Here is a 17,542-nt window from a genome sequence, read left to right as displayed (position 1 = left end):
CCGTCGTACGGTCGGCCCCGCCGCGTGAGGAGTGATCTTCGGCTGCCGGCCGGGCGGCCCCGCTCGGTCGTCCTGGCTGCCGCAAACTATCCAGACCCGGGGCCACTTGAGTCGCGACACACGGCCGCCGCCCACCTTTCGGGCATAAGCCGTATTTACGCCGCCGTCGGCTTGCGGACTCAGTCCTCCGCGACTTCCGCGTAGACCTGGGACAGCTCGGGGGCACCGTTCGCCGCCCATGCGTGGCCCGACTCGACGACGTCGAACTCACGGCCGGACAGCAGGCGTACGACGGGCAGCCCGCCGGACCGCAGCTCCCAGCGCGCGCCGGGCACGGTCCGCACGAGAACGGTGCCGAGGTACAGCCCGGCGTCATTGCCCAGCCAGGTCAGGGACTCCTCGTCGCCGTCGCCGGGGTTGCCGTGACCGCCGCGGGCACCGTGGTCGCCTCGGGTGTCCTGGTCCTCGCGCCAGCGCGGCAGCAGCTGGTCGAGTGCCTCCAGGGAGGCCGCCGAGTCGTCCAGGGCGACGCCCTCCCGGGACGCCTGGTCGCGGAGCAGCTCGCACTCCGAGAGCAGCGCGGCGAGGCCCTCGGGATCGGCGGACGGCACCGGGGCGCCGCTGTTCTTGCGCCTGTTGCCCAGGAACGGGATGTTCATGGGCCCAGCGTCGCACCCGCGGCACCGCCGGCACCACAGTGCGACGGGCGCGGGATGCCGACGTGCGGAACACGCCGGGACCGACGCGTTCCGGCCCGCGCGTTCTACACGTCGAGGTCGACGACCACCGGAGCGTGGTCCGAGGCGCCCTTGCCCTTGCGCTCGTCCCGGTCGACGTAGGCGTCGGTGACGGCCTTGGCGAACGGCTCGTTGCCGTACACCAGGTCGATGCGCACGCCGCGGTTCTTCGGGAAGCAGAGCTGGCGGTAGTCCCAGTAGGTGAACGGATGGTCGTACTTCAGCGGCCGCGGGACCACGTCGGACAGGCCCACCTCGCGCAGGGCGGCCAGCGCGGCACGCTCGGCGGGGGTGACATGGGTGGCGCCCTCGAAGGCGGCCACGTCGTAGACGTCGTCGTCCGTCGGCGCCACGTTGTAGTCGCCGAGGACGGCGAAGGGACGGCCGCCGGCCGCGTCGCCCGCGACGGCCGCCTTCAGGGCCTCGAACCACCGGAGCTTGTACGCGTAGTGCGGGTGGCCCACCTCGCGGCCGTTGGGCACGTACACCGACCAGACGCGGACCGGGCCGCAGGTCGCCGAGACCGCGCGGGGCTCCTCGACACCGTCGTACCCGGGGTCGCCCGGCAGTCCCTTCACCACGTCGGCGAGGCCGACGCGGGAGAGCACCGCCACCCCGTTCCACCGGCCGGTCGCGTGGACCGCCGCCTCATAGCCCAGTTCGCGCAGCTGGTCGGACGGGAACTGCTCCTCGGCGAGCTTGGCCTCCTGGATGCAGAGCACGTCCGTGCCGCTGCTCTCCAGCCAGGCCAGCAGCCGCGGCAGGCGGGCGGTGATCGAGTTCACGTTCCAGGTCGCGATGCGCATGCCCCACAACCTACCGGGCGGGTATGACAACGCCGCCCCGATCCCGGCCGGTGCCCCGCCGGGCCGCCCGGAACCGCTCAGCCCCGCTCCGGCCCGCTCCCGCCCTGCTCAGACCTCGGCCGAGATGCCCGGGGCGAGCCGCAGGTGCTCGGCGCCGCCGAGGGCGCCGATCTGGTTGTCGTAGATCGGGCGGGCGAGGTCGGTCAGGAGGGCGTCGTGGATGTCGTAGGCGCGCTGCGGCTTGACCTCACGGACGTAGTCGATGACCTCGGCGATCTTGTTCCAGGGGGCCATCACCGGAAGCATCAGCGTCTCCACCGGCAGGTCCGGGACGGTGAGGGCGTCGCCGGGGTGGAAGAGCCGGCCGCCGTCGACGAGATAGCCGACGTTGGTGATGCGCGGGATGTCGGGGTGGATCACGGCGTGCAGCTCGCCGTGCACCTGGACGTCGAAGCCCGCGGCACCGAACGTGTCGCCGTGGCCGACGGTGTGCACCCGGCCGGGGAAGGCCGCCGTGAGCCGGTCGGCGACCGAGCGCAGTGTCCACAGTTGCAGGCCCGCGTCGGCCTCCAGGGCGGCCCGCAGACCGGCCTCGTCGAAGTGGTCGGGGTGCTCGTGGGTGACCAGGACCGCCTCGGCGCCCGCGGTGGCGTCCCGCTCGCTGAACATCCCGGGGTCGATGACCAGGGTCCGGCCGTCCTTCTCCAGACGGACACAGGAATGCGTCTTCTTCGTGAGCCTCATGTCTCCCATCCTCTCTCCGTCACCCCCGGTGCGGGTGCCGGGAGGCTGGTGCTCCGGGCACCCCCCTGCTGATCGACGGGGCGGGCGGCGCGTTCACTCGTCGAGGGTGGTCTCCTCCCGTACGACCTGCTGCGCCACCCGGAAGGCGCTGTTCGCGGCCGGTACGCCGCAGTAGACGGCCGTCTGGAGCAGCACCTCCTTGATCTCGGCCGGCGTCAGGCCGTTGCGGAGGGCGGCCCGGGTGTGTACGGCCAGCTCCTCCAGATGGCCGCCCGCGACCAGTGCGGCGAGGGTGACACAGCTGCGCGAGCGCCGGTCGAGCCCGGGCCGGTCCCAGATCTCGCCCCAGGTGTAGCGGGTCACGAAGTCCTGGAAGTCCTCGGAGAACGCGTCGGCCCGGTTCAGCGCGCCGTCGACATGGGCGTCGCCGAGCACCTCGCGGCGGATCTTGATCCCGGTCTCGTAGGCGTCGGGCCGGCCCTGCGGCAGGGGTTCCACCGCCGCGGGGGCGATCTCCGCGATGGGCGTGACGGACTGCGACATGGACGCCATGGGGGCCAGGGGGGCCGAGGGGGGTGCGGTGGCCGGGGTGAGGGAGGCCGGTCCGGCGGACGCGGTGGGGGAGGGTGCCGTGGCCCGGGCGTGCCGGCTGTGGCCGCCGGACTGCCCGACGCCCTGTCCGCCGGGCTGTCCGCCGGGCACGGCCGGCACGGCGGACAGGCCGGGGGGCGTCAGCGGCCGGTTCGGTGCCGCCACCGGGATCAGCATCCGGCCGGTGGTCGTCATCGTCTCGTAGCCGGGTTGCAGGACGGTGGAGAAGTGCTGGACCAGCAGGTCGGTGACGGCGGCGGGCTGCTCCACCGGCACCAGGTGGGAGGCTCCGGGAACGACCGCGAGGCGGGCGTCCGGGATCCCGGCGACCAGGGTGCGGGCCTCGGCGGGTCCGGTGACCCGGTCCTCCGAGCCGACCAGGACGAGGGTGGGCACACCGACACCGGGCAGTTCGGCCCGGACGTCGAAGGTGGCCAGCGCCTCACAGGCGGCGATGTAACAGCCGGGGTCGGTGGTGCGCACCATCTGCACGGCCCAGTCGGTGATCGCGGGCTGCGCGGTCGCGAACCGCTCGGTGAACCAGCGGTCGGGCGAGGTCCGGGCGATCGGGTCGAGCCCGTTCGTACGGACGATCACACCGCGCTGCCGGAACTCGTCGGCGGTGCCGAACCGGGGCGACGCGGCGATCAGGGCCAGCGCGGCGAGCCGCTCGGGGTGGCGCAGGGCCAGTTCGATCCCGACGGCCCCGCCCAGCGCGCAGCCCGCGTAGCCGAAACGCTCCACGCCGAGCCGGTCGAGGGTGGCCAGCAGCCGGGCGGCGAGGTCGGGCACGGAGGACGCGGGGTGCGCGGGGGCGCCGCCGTGCCCCGGCAGATCGAACCGGAACACCCTCCACTGCTCGATCAGTTGGGGAACCTGACGGTCGAACATGTGCCAGGTGGTACCCAGTGAGGGCCCCAGGATCAGGACAGGTGCGTCTTCTGGCCCGTCAAAGCGGTATTGCAGGGTGTTCGGTGGTGTCTCGCTCACCCGTCAGACCCTCTCATCTCTCACGGGATCTCACATGCCGGTCCCGGACCGGGGGTTCCCGAGCCGGTGCGAACCGCCCCGGGTCACCGTGTCATCGCGGAGGAATGCGGAACTCGAATTCGGGACGGTCCCACGGTACTGCGGGCGGGTTCGCGAGCACGGTCCCGGTCCGCACGGCACCCACGCGGTGGTAGAAGTCCTCGGCGGGAAGGTGCGAGACGACCTTGAGGCGGTCGATCCCGGCGGCACGGGCCTCGGACCGCATGTGCGCGACGAGCAGCCGCCCGATACCCCGGCCCTGCACGTCGTCCGCGACGAACAGCAGATCGAGCTCCGGTGGCGCGAGGACGAGCGAGTAGAACCCGAGGACCCGGCCTGCGTGCTCGTCGGCGCCGACGGCCACGAAGGCGCGGTGGGCCTCGAGGTAATCGGGACCGACCCGGTAGCCCGCGACCGCGGCCGCGTACCGGCCCTGGTAGGCGCCCGAGCCACGCACGAGCCGCGTGAGCCGTCTGGCATCCCGCGCGACGGCCCTCCGTATCGTGACCGGCCGACCGGCCGGGGAAGTGCGTGAACCCATCCAGAGAGTATTCCGCACCGGGGAGTGCCTCCGTGCGGCGGGTCGGCCGCCCGCTCAGGCGTTCGCGCACCGCTCCCCGGGAACCGCTCGCCCGGTCCCCGACCGGCCACGTCGGCGCCGCCGGTCCGGCCACCGACGGTGGCCGGACCCGTAACCGCCGCGGAGGAGCCGGAGAGCGGGTGGCCGGCGGCTGCTCTCCCTGAGTTTGCCGTGGCGGACGGCCCCGCCGTCGTGTCTCAGGGGCCGGTCGGGGCGACCATGCCGGTCAGGGCGCCGACCGGGTCGGGATCAGGGGTGCCGCGGGGCCACCAGGTGTCGCGCCCCGGTTCCGACTCGTATCCGTACCACAGACCGTCCCGGCCGAACCGGAGCTGGACATGGCCCAGGGGGTGGGTGAGGCGGTTGCGCCAGGGGCGGAAGCGCGGGTGGTCGGCGGCGAGGAGGAGCGGGCGGGCCCGGTCGAAACGCCCCGCCGGTGGGTCCCAGGGTTCCTCCAGTACGGCGAGCCCCTCGAGGCCGCCCTGCCGCCAGGCGGCGACCGCCCGGGCCAGGTCGGCCGTGGTGCGGCCGGTGGCGGCGGTGAGGGCGGCGTACAGGCCCCGGGTGGCGGCGGTCAGACCGGAGCCCGGGCGGGCGGCGGCGAGCCGTACCGCGTCCTGCCACAGCGTCAGCTCGCCGACCGGGTCCCGGCCGGTGACGAGCAGGGCGTGGGCGCGGGCGGCGGCGTCGGTCGCCAGCTGGTCCAGCGCGAAGGGATCGGGACCGTCCGGGGCCGCCGGGTAGGCCGGGGGCTGCCCGGGGTGCGCGGGGACGGGCAACGGCGTCGGCAGGGGCGGGAGGTCGCGCCCGGCGGCCAGGGTCTCCGAGGCGCGGACGCCGGGGAGGGCGGCCGGTTCCTGTGTCTGCGCGGCCCGGGCCTCGCGGGTCGCGTTGCGGCGGGACAGCGCGTCGAGCAGCGTGCGCTCGCCGCGGCCGCGCAGCAGGAGCAGGACGAAGGGGTCGGCGTCGAGCAGGCGCGCGGTCTGGTAGCAGAGGGCGGCGGCGTGCTTGCAGGGGAAGCCGTGGTCGGGGCAGTTGCAGCGCGGTTCGAGGTCTCCGGGACCGGGGAGGAGGGGTACGCCGCAGTCGGCCAGGGACCGGGGCAGTTCCTTGTCCAGCAGTGCGGCGATATGGCCCGGCCGGTCGGCGGCCGCGTCCAGGGCGTGCTCCCAGTCGGTGTCGTCGAGGGTCCGCAGCAGCAGCTGCACGCGGTACGGGCGGGGACGGCTGCCCTGTACGTAGGCGAGCACCTGCCCGGGCGTCACCGTGATGGCGTCCACATGTCCGCCGAGCGCGTAGTCCCGGCCGCGGGCCAGCCGTTTGACGTCCAGCGCGCCCTGCTCCAGCGCCTCGACCCAGGCGTTGCCCCACCAGCTCTCGGCGAACCCGGGGGCGGCGCCGTTCCCCGCGCGGGGCGGAAAGGCGGGGAAGGTACGGCGCAGGTCGCCGTCACGGCGGGGAGAGGCCATGGAGGGGAGACGGGACGGACGGGAGGCGGCGGCGGGGCGGGGGTCGTCGGCGAAGGCGAGGTGGCCGGCGGCGGCCGCGTCACCCCGGGCGGACCCGAGGGCGGGGGCCGCCGCCTCGGCGGGAGGGGTACGGGCCGCGGCGGCGCCGGGTGCTGCGGGCCTCGACGGGCCGGGGGCGGTGCCGGAGGCCGGACCCGTTCCCCTGTCCGCTGCCGGGGCGGCGTCGTCCCCGGCCTCTTCGCTCTCCCGCCGCCGTTCCCGCAGTGCCTCTTCGCGGGCAGCCCGCAGAGCCTCGCGGGCCACGTCGCCGGGACGGCCGGGACGGCGGCGGTCACCGGAGGCGCCCGTTCCTGGCCGCCCCGGGCCGGGACCCGTGCCCTCCGCCAGGTGGTCCCCGGCCAGGTGTTCCCGGGCCGCCCCGGCGGTGCCGACCGGGTGCGGGGCGGGGGTGTCCGCACCGTCAGGGGGTTCCGTCCCGGCTGCCGCACCACGGCGTGCGGAGACGGCCCGCCGGAGCGCCGCACGAGCGATGTCACCGGGTCGTGGCGGCGCCCCTCGGCCGGTGTCGTACCCGCTCGGTCCGACGCCCTGCGCCTCGCCGCTCCGGCGCCGCTCGGATCCCCCGGCCACGTCCGCGCCCGGCGGCACCCGCGCCGGGCCCGCCGCCTCCGTCCGGTCGGGTGCGCTCCCCCGCTGCCGCGAGGCCCGCAGGGCCCGGCGTGCCGCGTCGACCGGCCGGGAGTACGGCTCCTCACGATCAGGCACGTCACCGGCACCCGCGGCCCGCTCCTCCCCCGCCGCATCGCCCCGGACCGCTCGGCCCGGCGTCCTCGCCGTCTCGTCCCCGGTCCCGGCGCCGTCCACGGCAGCCCCCGCACCGCCGCTCCCCGGCGCGCGGACACCGTCCGCGCGCCCCACGGCCGCCGGGTCCGGGCCCCCCGTGCCCTCCACGCCCCCTGCGCCTCTCACCGCGCCGTCCCCGGCCGGCAGGCCTTCCGTCCCCGTCATGACGGCCTCCGCAGGGACACCAGGTCGGTCAGTTCGCGGTCCGTCAGTTCCGTGAGGGCCGCCTCGCCGGAGCCGAGGATCGCGTCGGACAGGGCTCTCTTCGCCATCAGCATCTCGGCGATGCGGTCCTCGACCGTGCCCTCGGTGACCAGGCGGTGCACCTGGACGGGCTGGGTCTGGCCGATGCGGTACGCGCGGTCGGTGGCCTGTTCCTCCACGGCGGGGTTCCACCAGCGGTCGAAGTGGACGACATGACCCGCGCGGGTGAGGTTCAGGCCGGTCCCCGCGGCCTTCAGGGACAGGACCAGGACCGGGACGGCCCCGTTCTGGAAACGGTCCACCATGCGTTCGCGCTCCGGGACCGGGGTGGCGCCGTGCAGGAGGTCCACGGGGACCGCCCGGGCGGTCAGATGCGCGGTGATGAGGCGGGCCATACCGACGTACTGGGTGAAGACGAGAGCCGAGCCGTCCTCCGCGAGGAGGGTGTCCAGCAGCTCGTCCAGGAGGGCCAGCTTGCCCGAGCGGGCCGCGAGCCGCTCCGTGCCGGCCGTGGCCGCGGCGGGCTCCTCCTTGAGGTACAGCGCCGGATGGTCGCAGATCTGCTTCAGGGCGCCCAGCAGCTTGAGGACCATGCCGCGCCGCGCGATGCCCTCCGCCGTCCCGATGGCGAGCAGCGACTCGCGCACCACCGCCTCGTAGAGCGCGGCCTGTTCGCGGGTGAGCGGGACCGGGTGGTCGGTCTCCGTCTTGGGCGGCAGCTCGGGGACGATGCCGGGGTCGGACTTCTTGCGGCGCAGCAGGAACGGGCGGACCAGCCGGGCCAGCCGCTGCGCGGCCTCCGGGTCCTCGCCGCTCTCCACCGCGCGCGCGTGCCGGGCGCGGAAGGACTTCAGCGGGCCGAGCAGTCCGGGGGTCGTCCAGTCGAGCAGGGCCCACAGCTCCGACAGGTTGTTCTCGACGGGCGTGCCGGTGAGTGCCACGCGCGCGGGGGCGGGGAGGGTGCGCAGGGCTCTGGCGGTGGCCGAGTAGGGGTTCTTGACGTGCTGGGCCTCGTCGGCGACGACCATGCCCCAGGGCCGCGCGGCCAGCAGGGCGGCGGCGGAGCGCATCGTGCCGTAGGTGGTGAGGACGAAGCCGCCGGTCACGCCGTCGAGGGAGCGGTCGGGACCGTGGAAACGGCGGACCGGCGTGCCGGGGGCGAAGCGGAGGATCTCCCGCTGCCAGTTGCCGAGCAGGGAGGCGGGGCAGATCACCAGGGTGGGGGCGGTACGGGCGCGCTTGAGGTGCAGGGCGATCAGGGTGACCGTCTTGCCGAGTCCCATGTCGTCGGCCAGGCAGCCGCCGAGGCCGAGGGAGGTCATCAGGTCGAGCCAGGCCAGGCCGCGCAGCTGGTAGTCGCGCAGGGTGGCCCGGAGCCCGGCGGGCGGCTCCGCGGGCCGTACGCCCGCGGTGAGGCGGTCGCGCAGGGCGGCCAGGGCGCCGGTCGGCACCGCCTCGACCGCCTCGCCGTCGACGTCGGCGCTGCCCGTGAGGGCCACGGACAGCGCGTCCACCGGGTCGAGCAGGCCCAGGTCACGGCGGCGGGCCTTGCGCACCAGCGCCGGATCGACGAGGACCCACCGGTCGCGCAGCCGGACCACGGGGCGGTGCGCCTCGGCGAGCGCGTCCATCTCGGCCTCGCTGAGCGGGTCGCCGCCGAGGGCCAGCTGCCAGCGGAACCGCAGCAGTTCCTCGCTCTCGAAGAAACCGGTCCCGTCGGTCGCCGAGCCCGGCGCCGGCTGTACCACGGCGGCGGCCGTCAGGTCCTGGGCCAGGTCCCTGGGCCAGTGCACGGCGACGCCCGCGGCCGCGAGGCGGGTCGCGGCGACGCCGAGCAGTTCGCCCACCTCCTCCTCGGACAGCGCCAGGACGTCGGGCACGTCCTGTGCGGCGAGCCGGTCCAGCGGGGGCCAGACACGCGCGGCGCGCCGTACGGCCAGGGCGGCGTCCACGCGCGCGCGGGGCCCGAACGCCGCGTCGGCCTCGCCGGCCCACAGGGCGGCCGTGTCGGTGACGAGGGTGGGGTCGGCGAGGCTGTGCACCTGGACGATCGCGGCGCCCGCCCGGTGTGTCTCCCCGTGCGCGTCGAACAGGTCGTACGCCGAGAGGTCCAGGCGGAGGGAGATCCGCACCCCGGCGTCCATCCCGACGGCGACCTCGGCCGCCCAGGCGTGGGCGTCGGGCAGGTACTGGGGGGCTCGCGCGGCGAAGGGTCTCCCGGCGGTGTGCGGTGCGGCCGGGGTGCGGGGGAGCGTGTCGGCGACGGCGTCGAGGAAGGCGCGGACCAGGGCTTCCGGTGCGGGCAGCCGCAGCGGGCCGGGGCCCGGCAGCGGCACGGCGTGTCCCTCGGGCGGGAGGGCCGCGGCCACGGCGCGCAGGTGGGCGATGTCGTCGCGGTCGAGGGGGCCCGCGCGCCAGGCGTCGTGGCCGGAGGGTGTCAGTCCGGGCAGCAGGCGGCCGCGCGCGGTGAGGTGCAGGGCGTGCAGTGCGGCGGCGCCCCAGCAGGCGGTGGCGGGGTGGGCGGCCGGGTCGCGGCGGGCCCGGACCAGCAGCGGGAGCGCCTCGGCGAGGGGCAGGGCCAGGGCGGGGGTCTGCCGGCGTCGTACACCTGCGCCGTGCCGCCGGACGACCGTGAGGTCGGTGGCCGCCGTCCCGGGCGGCACGGCCTCGGCGCCGGCACCGCCGGCGCCGCCGGCACCGTCCGGGTCCGGCAGGGGGCCGCCGTCGGGGTCCCAGAAGGCGATGCGGCTCTCGCGGGGCAGGGGCGCGGGAAGGAAGACGGCGGCGAGCCGCAGGGGGACGGACTGCCCCGTGTGTCCGGCCACCGCGACGGTGCCGCTCATACGTTCTGCCACCTCCCGCCCGTGTGTCGGATCAGATGTCCACGACTGTACGGGCGGGGTCTGACAATCGGTCGCCGGAGCGGCGGCGGGGCCCCGGTCAGGGGACCGTGCGGGAGACGACGTACACCATCGGGTAGGACGGGTCGGACATGTTGACGACGATGTCCTGGGTGGGCGCCGGTTCCTTCTGCTTGTGGACGAGGCCCCACCACGGGCCCGCCGCGGGGAACGTCCAGCCGGTGACCTTCTGGTCACGGCCGCTGATGGTGACGCGGCCCTTCGTCAGGTCGTCGTGCAGGACGCCGATCCCCGCGAGGAAGGCGTCGAGACCGGCCGCGCTGGTGCGGAACTGGACGTAGAGGCGGCTCGTCCGCCAGTTGTTGGTCTCGTAGTAGGCGACCCGATCGGCGGGGTGCGGGACGGCCACCTGGTAGAGGCGGCGCTGCACCTTGGAGGGCCAGCCCACGGTGAGGCCGGTGGCGGAGTACTTGTCCTCTTTCTGTTTGCCGCTGTCGCGGCTCTGGTCGGCGGAGATCGCCAGGTAACCCGCGGGCACACCGGTGAGCAGCACGATGATGAGCAGGGTGAGAGCGCGGCGGCGGGCCTTGTGACGCGGGTCCTCGGGGGGCCTGTGCGGCTCGTCGGGCGGTGCGGCGGCCTGGCGTGGCAGCGAGGCCGTCATGCGCTGTCCCGGCTCCTGCGGCGGGCCTCGACGTACCGTTCGTAGCGCTCGTACCGCTCCACGCGGCGCCGCTTGGCACGGCGGAACCGGCGGGCGACCAGGCGGGCCAGGTCGGCGGCGCCCACCATGCCGGCCTCGGGGCCGAGCTGGGCGCGGACGATGCGGGCCTCGGGACGGTAGCCGCGGCCGGTGAGCTGCCGTTTGAACGCGTCGCGGGCGGGCGCGATCAGCAGGTCGTCGGCGGCCGACACACCGCCGCCGATCACGAAGCAGGAGGGGTCGAGGGCGGCGGCGAGGTTGGCGATGCCGACGCCGAGCCACTGCCCGATGTCCTGGAGCAGCTCGACGCACATGGCGTCGCCGTCGCGGGCCAGCTCGGTGATCATCGGACCGGTGATGTCGGAGATGCTGCCCTTGACGTGCTCGATGATCCCGTACGCCACCGGCGAGTCGGCGGCGGCGAGCTCGCGCGCCTCCCGGACGAGCGCGTTGCCCGAGCTGTACTGCTCCCAGCAGCCCCGGTTGCCGCACGGGCAGCGGTGGCCGCCGGGCACGACCTGCATGTGCCCGAACTCGCCCGCCACACCGAACTTGCCGCGCTTGACCTGCCCGTCCTCCAGGATCGCGCCGCCGATGCCGGTACCGAGGGTGATCATGACGAGGTGGTCCTCGCCGCGGCCCGCGCCGAACCGCCACTCGGCCCAGGCGGCGGCGTTGGCGTCGTTGTCGACCAGGACGGGCACCGACAGGCGCTCGGAGAGCCGGTCGCGCAGCGGTTCGTTGCGCCAGGACAGGTGGGGCGCGAACAGCACGCGGTTGCGGTCGGCGTCGACCCAGCCCGCGGCGCCGATGCCGACCGCGTGCACGTCGTGCCGGTCGGACAGGTCGAGGACCAGTTCGACGATGGTGTCCTCGACGACTCTGGGGCTCTTGGACTTGTCCGGCGTCTCCGTGCGGAGCTTCTCCAGGATGTTCCCGTCGGCGTCGACGACGCCCGCCATCACCTTCGTGCCGCCGATGTCGATACCGACCGTCGGCACCCGGGGTGCGGTCAGGTGGGAGCGGCGTTCCCTGGTGCCGACCGTGCGCAGGACGGGGGCCCGGCGGGAGCCTATGGGGGCGGTGAGGTCGCGGTAGGTGCTCATCGGGCCCGATTCTGCCTCACCGGGGGCCCCTGCGCCGTACGGGGGAACAAAGGGCGCGTCGGCGTCCCGCCCGAGGTCACGCCGGGGCGGAGGGGTGAGCGGGCGGCCCGGCCGGGGCGGCACCGGCACCGATTGCGGCCGAACTGCGGCGTAATCCTGGCGGAATCGTAGCCTTCCGTCCGCATCGGCACCGCGCGCGACCGCACACCCCCCTCACGGAGGGTATGCGCGAGGTGACCTCACGAGTCCCATGCGCCCCATTTCCGGACTCGTGACTCTTGGATCACATACTCGACGAACGCACGGTAATCTTATTGTCCGTACATTATGACGAGCGGGGTGTGACACCCGTCGGGATTCGGCCAAGATTTTCACCGGTGATCAGCCACGGCGCGCACCCCGCCGGCGGGTGGACCTCCGGCGGCCCCGGTCTTGCCGGCGGATCACGGGAGAGCATGCCGGCGGCTCGCGGGGAGCGGCCGGTCAGGACCGTACGAGCAGCTGGAACTCGAACGAGTACCGCGACGGCCGGTAGGTGTGGTCCCCGAACTCGACCGCACGGCCCGTGTCGTCGAACGTGGTGCGCTGCATGGTGAGCAGCGGGGCCCCCTCCGGCTCCCCCAGCCGCTCGGCCTCGGCGGCGGTCGCGCCGCGCGCGCCGATGGACTGACGGGCGCTGTGCAGGGTGATCCCGGCGGCGCGCATCATCCGGTACAGGCCGGTGGCCTCCAGCTGCTCCGTGTCCAGATCGAGCAGGCCGTGCGGCAGGTGGTTGCACAGGTACGCCATCGGCTCGCCGTGGGCCAGCCGCAGCCGCTCGATCCGGTGGACGTCGCTCCCCTCCGCCAGCCCGAGGGCCGCCGCGACCTCGGCGGACGCCGGGACGACGGTGTTGAGCAGGACCGCGGTCGCCGGGCGCTGGCCGGCCGCCTCCAGGTCGTCGTAGAGGCTGCTCAGCTCCAGGGGGCGCTTGACCTGGCTGTGCACCACCTGGGTGCCGACGCCCCGGCGGCGGACCAGCAGCCCCTTGTCGACGAGGGACTGGATCGCCTGGCGGACGGTGGGCCGGGACAGGCCGAGGCGGGCCGCCAGCTCGATCTCGTTGCCCAGCAGACTGCCCGGGGTGAGCGTCCCGCGCTCGATCGCCGCCTCGAGCTGCTGGGAGAGCTGGTAGTACAACGGCACCGGAGAGCTCCGGTCCACACTGAGCTCGAGCTGCACGGTCGGGTCCACTCCTGGTTTGGGCACGGGGCGAGCGTAGTCCCGCTGCTGGTCGACGGGAAGTTGGGTAGTCCGATTGTCAGGACATTCGAATTGACAGCGGGCGCGCTCGGCGCACACTTGGTCTTCATGCGCATCGGGGTCATCGGTACGGGCCGCATCGGCACGATTCATGCGAACACACTGAGTCGCCATCACGACGTGGGTTCGCTCATCCTCACGGACACCGATCCGGCGCGGGCCCAGGAGCTCGCCCACCGGCTCGGGGAGACGGCGGCACCGGGGATCGACGAGATCTTCACATGGGGCGTGGACGCGGTGGTGATCACCACCGCGACATCGGCGCACGCCGATCTGATCGGCCGGGCGGCACGCTCCGGGCTCCCGGTGTTCTGCGAGAAGCCCATCGCCCTGGACCTGCCGGGCACCATGCACGCGATCGCCGAGGTCGAGTCGGCCGGCACGGTCCTCCAGATGGGCTTCATGCGCCGCTTCGACACGGGCTACGCGGGCGCCCGGGAGGCGGTGCGCTCGGGCCGCCTGGGGCGGCTGCACACGGTCCGCGCGATGACCTCCGACCAGGCACCCCCGCCGGCCGCGTGGCTGCCGCTGTCCGGCGGGCTGTACCGGGACACCCTGATCCACGACTTCGACGTGCTGCGCTGGGTGACGGGCCGCGAGGTCGTCGACGTGTACGCCACCGGGTCGGACGCCGGGCCCGCGATGTTCCGCGCGGCGGGCGACGTCGACACCGGCGCCGCCGTCCTCACCCTGGACGACGGCACCCTGGCCACGGCCACCGCGACCCGGCTCAACGGCGCCGGGTACGACGTCCGTATGGAGCTCGCCGGGGAACGGGACCAGATCGTGGTCGGCCTGGACGACCGCACCCCGATCGCCTCCACCGAACCGACCGGCCCACCGGCCGCCGACAAGCCCTGGACCGGCTTCCTGGAGCGCTTCGGCCCCGCCTACGAGGCCGAACTGGAGGCGTTCGTCGAGGTCGTGTGCGGTGTGCGGGCCAACCCCTGCGACGGCCGGGAGGCACTGCAGGCCCTGCGCATCGCCGAGGCGTGTGACATCTCCCGGCACGACCGCAGACCGGTCGCCCTGGCGGAGATCCCGGGCGGCCCCGTACCGGCGTACCGGTGACACCCGGCCCCGGGCGTCCCGCCGGGGCCGTCGCGTACGCCAGGGGCCGTCGCGTACGCCCGGGGCCGGCCGCCGGAGGTCACCACCGCACCGGCAGGCTCCGCGGGCCGCGTATCAGGGTGCCGGGCAGCCACTCGCCGGGCAGGCCGTCCTGGGCCAGGCCGGGAGCGCGCTCGAGCAGGGAGCGGATCGCGGTGCGGGCCTCCAGCCGGGCCAGCGGGGCGCCCAGGCAGTAGTGGATGCCGTACCCGAAGGCGAGATGCCCCTGGGTCGGGCGGCGGATGTCGAAGCGGTCCGGGTCCGGGAACCGCCCGGCGTCACGGTCGGCGGCGCTGAGCCCGATGATGACCGGGTCGCCCCGGGTCACGCTCACCCCGGCGATCTCCAGGTCCTCGGCGGCGAACCGGAACGTGGCGTTCTCCACCGGGCCCTCGTGGCGCAGCATCTCCTCGACCGCGCCGTCGACGAGGCCGGGGTCGGCGCGCAGCGCGGCGAGCTGACCGGGGTGCGTGAGCAGGTCGTGCACCCCGTTGGAGATGAGGTTGACCGTGGTCTCGTGGCCTGCGACGAGCAGGAGGAAGGCCATCCCGCGCAGTTCCCCTGCGGAGAGGCGGTCGCCGTCCTCTGCGGTGGTGCGCACGAGTTCGCCGAGCAGGTCGTCGGTGGGGCCCGCGCGCCGCTTGTCCTCGATCAGCTCCTCGAGATACGCGGCGAGCCTGGTGAACGCCTCCCGCTCGCTCTCCGGGCTGCGCGGCGCCACCGCCTCCGTGGACATCGCGCGGAACTCGGCGCGGTCCGGTCCGGGCACCCCGAGCAGTTCGCAGATCACCGTGATCGGCAACGGGTGGGCGAAGGATTCCACGAGGTCGGCGCGGCCCCGTGGCAGCATCGCGTCCAGCAGTTCGTCGGTGATCTCCTGGACCCGTGGCCGCAGCGCTTCCACCCGCCGCACGGTGAACGCCGTCGAGACCAGCGAGCGCAGCCGGGTGTGCTCGGGCGGGTCGGCGGACAGGAGATGCCGGCCCATCAGTCCCCCGTCGGGGAATCCCAGGCCGATCTTGGTGGTGTCCTTGGCCAGCCGCGGGTCGGCGAGCGCCGCGCGCGCCTCGTCGTATCCCACCACGAGCCAGGTCACCAGATGGTCGTCGGGCTTCGGCAGCCGCACCCGGTGCACCGGTCCCCGCTCCCGTAACCGCGCGTAGAAGGGATGCGGGTCGTCCCTGAACCCGTCGCCGAACTCCCCCAGGTCGATCACTTCTGTCGTCATGAGTCCACTCCCCCTCCGGTCAAAGCGACAACGCGCGCACCCGCCACCGGGTGCCCGCAACTGCCGTCCTTCCCGGATCTTCACTCGAACGAGCGGACCGTACACAATCGTTGACCCCTCACGCCCGTGGCTCACACCCGCGGCTCACACCCGCCGCTCACACCCGCGGCCGGTCGTCCGGAAGGGAGTAGTCGCCGTACTCCGGGCGGCCGGCCACGTCGTACGTCTGGATGGAGACGCCCGCCGGGGTGATCCGCCCGCCGGTGTGCCGGAACGCGGTCGGCGGGGTGCCTTCGGGGAACAGCCGCAGGCCCGTGCCGAGCACCACCGGGAAGGTGAGCAGGTGCAGGGTGTCGAGGAGCTCCAGTTCCAGCAGGGACCGGACCAGCGCACCGCTGCCGTGCACCTGGAGCTCGCCCTCGGTCCGCTCCTTGAGGGCGGTGACCTCCTTGGCGAGGTCGCCGCCGAGCACGGTGGTGCCGGCCCACGCGGGGTCGGTCAGGGTGGTCGAGGCGACGTACTTCGGCAGGGAGTTGAGCCGGGAGGCGACCGGGTCCGCGGGGTCGGTCATCTTCGGCCAGTACGAGGCGAAGATGTCATAGGTACGGCGGCCGAGGAGATAGGCACCGGAGCGGTCGAAGACCTCGGTGACGAAGCGGCCGAAGTCGTCGTCGCCGTACCGGAAGCTCCAGCCGCCGTGGGTGAAGCCGCCGCGGGTGTCCTCCTGGGGGCCGCCGGGGGCCTGGTAGACACCGTCGAGGGTGACGAAGACGGTGGAGACGAGCTTGCCCATGGCGGAGCCTCTTCCTGCGGGACGGGATCTGCTGTCATCACCTCAGACCCCTGCGGCGCCCGCAACTCATCGGTCCGGTCCGCGTCCGTCGCCCTGCCGGCGGTTCACCCCCTTCCGGGGTTCGCCCGGCACGGGCCGGGAACCGGGACGACGCGGCCGGTGTCGACGCGTCCGGTGCCGGCCTCGACGCGGCCCCCGGAGCCGGCCGGGTCGAGGCCGGTGAGGGGCCCGGGCCCCGGGTCCCGGCTCAGCGCTCCAGCCGCCGGTAACGGTCCGCCAGGCGGGCCGCGCCCTCCTCGGTGAGCGTGCCGTGCAGGCGCAGCCGGGAGATGCCGCCGTCCGGGAAGACGTCCACGCGCGCGTGCGTGGCGACGGCGGGGGCCGGCAGGACGAAGCGGTGGTCGGTGTCGGGCTGGAGACGGGTGCGGGGCACGAGCTCCCGCCACGCGCCGTCCTCCCCCGTGTCCCGCCGCCCGCCCTCGCCCCCGCCTTCCCCGTCGGCCGGCCCGTCGCGCACCGACACGGACGCCCAGCCCGCGCTGTTGCCCTTCAGACACGCCGTGTCGATCTCGACGGCGCGGATCGCGGACCGGGCCGCCAGCCGGTAACGGATCCAGTCGTGGCCCCGGTCCCGGCGCCGGCGGGTCTCCCAGCCGTCGTCCATCCGCAGGGAGCGGCCGGGGCGGACGGTGTTGGCGGCGGGCGAGTAGAAGAGGTCCGAGGCGTCCTCGACCGTGCCGCCGTTCTCGAGCGCCACCACGTCGAAGGTGCCGAGGACCGCCAGCCATCCGGGGTCCGGCACGACCTCGCCGTACACGCGTACGCGCGCGATGCCGCCGTCGGGATGCTGGTTGACGCGCAGATGGGTGAAGCGCCTCTCGACGGTGACCGGGAACCCGTTCGCCGCGTGGCCGCCGACCGGGGTGCGCGGGACGAGCGTCGTCCACGACACGCCGGGGCCGAGCAGTTCGTCCGGTGACGGCGCGCCGGGGACGGAGGTGCCCTCGACCGACACGGCCTGCGGGTGGTTGCCGCGGAAGTGGGCGGTGTCGACGACGACACCCCGGACGACACCCGGCACGCCGAGCCGGATCAGCGCCCAGTCGTGATCGTCCGCGGCGGGCCAGGGGTCCCCGGCGCCGGTGCCCCGCCGCCGCCGGGTCTCCCAGCCGTCCATGACCTTGCCCTTGTGCCCGAAGTGCTCCGGGTGGAACTCGGCGCGGTGCGGCAGCAGCAGGTTCTCGCGCTGGGCGAAGAACTCGTCGTTGGCGGCGATCACGGCGGCGCCGAGCCGCCGGTCGGCGAGGTCGGTGTGGCGGTGCGCGAAGGGGAAGTCGGCGGTGCGGTAGTCCGCGTACGGGTCTCCGCCGCCGTAGGGACCGGCTGCGCCGGTGAAACGCGGTGTCGCTGTCACAGGGGTGCCTTTCTGGACTCGG

The 17,542-nt window shown here is 74.5% G+C and carries 14 protein-coding genes; 1 reads left to right on the top strand and 13 read right to left on the bottom strand.

Translation table 11 applies throughout. From position 1 onward, the window contains the following. Window positions 1-179: 179 nt before the first annotated feature. From ABZ862_RS01865 to ABZ862_RS01820, 10 genes are all read right to left on the bottom strand, one after another. Window positions 180-659 (bottom strand): DUF6278 family protein, encoded by a 480-nt coding sequence (locus ABZ862_RS01865; RefSeq protein WP_360950555.1) that lies wholly within the window; start codon window positions 657-659, stop codon window positions 180-182. A 104-nt stretch (window positions 660-763) separates the two neighbouring features. Next, entirely contained in the window at window positions 764-1,543 is a 780-nt protein-coding gene (locus ABZ862_RS01860) for an exodeoxyribonuclease III (protein ID WP_360950552.1), read from the bottom strand. A 108-nt stretch (window positions 1,544-1,651) separates the two neighbouring features. Further along, complete coding sequence (locus ABZ862_RS01855) at window positions 1,652-2,287, bottom strand: MBL fold metallo-hydrolase (RefSeq protein WP_360950549.1); 636 nt, start codon at window positions 2,285-2,287, stop codon at window positions 1,652-1,654. A gap of 93 nt (window positions 2,288-2,380) precedes the next feature. Next, a complete protein-coding gene (pcaC, locus tag ABZ862_RS01850) occupies window positions 2,381-3,868 on the bottom strand; it encodes a 4-carboxymuconolactone decarboxylase (protein WP_360950546.1) in 1,488 nt (495 codons plus the stop codon). Between the two features lie 91 nt (window positions 3,869-3,959). Beyond that, window positions 3,960-4,448, bottom strand: coding sequence for a GNAT family N-acetyltransferase (locus ABZ862_RS01845; protein ID WP_360950543.1), 489 nt, complete (start codon window positions 4,446-4,448; stop codon window positions 3,960-3,962). A 236-nt stretch (window positions 4,449-4,684) separates the two neighbouring features. Continuing rightward, a complete protein-coding gene (locus ABZ862_RS01840) occupies window positions 4,685-6,721 on the bottom strand; it encodes an SWIM zinc finger family protein (protein WP_360950540.1) in 2,037 nt (678 codons plus the stop codon). A gap of 239 nt (window positions 6,722-6,960) precedes the next feature. Next, on the bottom strand, window positions 6,961-9,846 hold the full coding sequence (locus ABZ862_RS01835; RefSeq protein WP_360950537.1) for a DEAD/DEAH box helicase: 2,886 nt from the start codon (window positions 9,844-9,846) through the stop codon (window positions 6,961-6,963). Window positions 9,847-9,943: 97 nt separating this feature from the next. Next, complete coding sequence (locus tag ABZ862_RS01830; protein ID WP_360950534.1) at window positions 9,944-10,528, bottom strand: sugar kinase; 585 nt, start codon at window positions 10,526-10,528, stop codon at window positions 9,944-9,946. After that, window positions 10,525-11,673, bottom strand: a complete 1,149-nt coding sequence (locus tag ABZ862_RS01825) for an ROK family glucokinase (protein WP_360950531.1) — start codon at window positions 11,671-11,673, stop codon at window positions 10,525-10,527. The genes ABZ862_RS01830 and ABZ862_RS01825 overlap by 4 nt, the downstream gene beginning before the upstream one ends. Before the next feature lie 483 nt (window positions 11,674-12,156). Then, a complete protein-coding gene (locus ABZ862_RS01820; protein ID WP_360951397.1) occupies window positions 12,157-12,894 on the bottom strand; it encodes a GntR family transcriptional regulator in 738 nt (245 codons plus the stop codon). A 129-nt stretch (window positions 12,895-13,023) separates the two neighbouring features. Here ABZ862_RS01820 and ABZ862_RS01815 point away from each other — a divergent pair, with 129 nt between their 5' ends. After that, on the top strand, window positions 13,024-14,046 hold the full coding sequence (locus ABZ862_RS01815; RefSeq protein ID WP_360950528.1) for a Gfo/Idh/MocA family oxidoreductase: 1,023 nt from the start codon (window positions 13,024-13,026) through the stop codon (window positions 14,044-14,046). A 79-nt stretch (window positions 14,047-14,125) separates the two neighbouring features. Here the strand turns inward: ABZ862_RS01815 and ABZ862_RS01810 are convergent, their stop codons facing one another. The 3 genes from ABZ862_RS01810 to alc all read right to left on the bottom strand — a co-directional run bounded on the left by ABZ862_RS01810 (window position 14,126) and on the right by alc (window position 17,520). Then, window positions 14,126-15,313 carry a cytochrome P450 gene (locus ABZ862_RS01810; RefSeq protein ID WP_360950526.1) on the bottom strand — a complete coding sequence of 396 codons (1,188 nt, stop codon included), beginning with the start codon at window positions 15,311-15,313 and terminating at the stop codon, window positions 14,126-14,128. 157 nt (window positions 15,314-15,470) lie between these two features. Further along, a complete protein-coding gene (locus ABZ862_RS01805) occupies window positions 15,471-16,106 on the bottom strand; it encodes a dihydrofolate reductase family protein (RefSeq protein ID WP_360950524.1) in 636 nt (211 codons plus the stop codon). A 247-nt stretch (window positions 16,107-16,353) separates the two neighbouring features. Next, window positions 16,354-17,520, bottom strand: a complete 1,167-nt coding sequence (gene alc / locus ABZ862_RS01800; RefSeq protein WP_360950521.1) for an allantoicase — start codon at window positions 17,518-17,520, stop codon at window positions 16,354-16,356. Window positions 17,521-17,542: the final 22 nt, after the last annotated feature.

It is taken from the genome of Streptomyces sp. NPDC047000, from assembly GCF_040644295.1.
Lineage (GTDB): Bacteria > Actinomycetota > Actinomycetes > Streptomycetales > Streptomycetaceae > Streptomyces.
Note: the sequence above shows the minus strand (reverse complement) of the source record. Positions and strands in the feature narration are given on the sequence as shown.